This is a genomic window from Pseudomonas sp. Fl4BN1, from assembly GCF_009908285.1.
GTDB lineage: Bacteria > Pseudomonadota > Gammaproteobacteria > Pseudomonadales > Pseudomonadaceae > Aquipseudomonas.
This window is the reverse complement of the sequence record NZ_JAAARM010000088.1, coordinates 1-765: the sequence shown is the minus strand read 5'-3', so window position 1 is coordinate 765 and position 765 is coordinate 1. Positions and strand designations below refer to the sequence as shown.

General features: G+C 63.7%; 1 pseudogene. It reads right to left on the bottom strand.

Annotated features, from left to right (window positions below):
* A pseudogene (locus GV818_RS33685) lies at window positions 1-765 on the bottom strand (type VI secretion system ATPase TssH); the annotation flags it as partial.

Here is a 765-nt window from a genome sequence, read left to right as displayed (position 1 = left end):
GCTGACGACTTCGGCAATCTCTTCGGCACCCACCTGCGTGCGCAGCAGCTTGTTCGGCTGCTTCTGGCCGGCAGACTCGGCGGCGGTGGCGGCCTTCAGCTTGCCTTCCAGCTCGGGCAGCTTGCCGTATTGCAGTTCGGCCACCTTCTCCAGCTTGCCTTCGCGCTGCAGCTTGGTGATCTCCAGCTTGATCTTCTCGATCTCTTCCTTGAGCGCAGCCGCACCTTGCGCGGCACCCTTCTCGGCCTTCCAGATTTCGTCCAGATCGGCGTATTCCTTCTGCAGGCGCTCGATCTCCTGCTCGATCAGCTCCAGGCGCTTCTGCGAGGCTTCGTCGGTTTCCTTCTTGACGGCTTCGCGCTCGATCTTGAGCTGGATCAGGCGGCGGTCGAGCTTGTCCATCGCCTCGGGTTTCGAGTCGATTTCCATCTTGATGCGCGCCGCAGCTTCGTCGATCAGGTCGATGGCCTTGTCCGGCAGGAAGCGGTCGGTGATGTAGCGGTGGCTGAGTTCAGCCGCGGCCACGATCGCCGGGTCGGTGATCTCCACGCCGTGGTGCAGTTCGTACTTCTCCTGCAGGCCGCGCAGGATGGCGATGGTGGCCTCCACGCTCGGCTCGCCCACGAGCACCTTCTGGAAGCGGCGCTCCAGCGCGGCGTCTTTCTCGATGTACTTGCGGTATTCATCCAGCGTGGTCGCGCCGATGCAATGCAGCTCGCCGCGCGCAAGCGCCGGCTTGAGCATGTTGCCGGCATCCATCGCGCC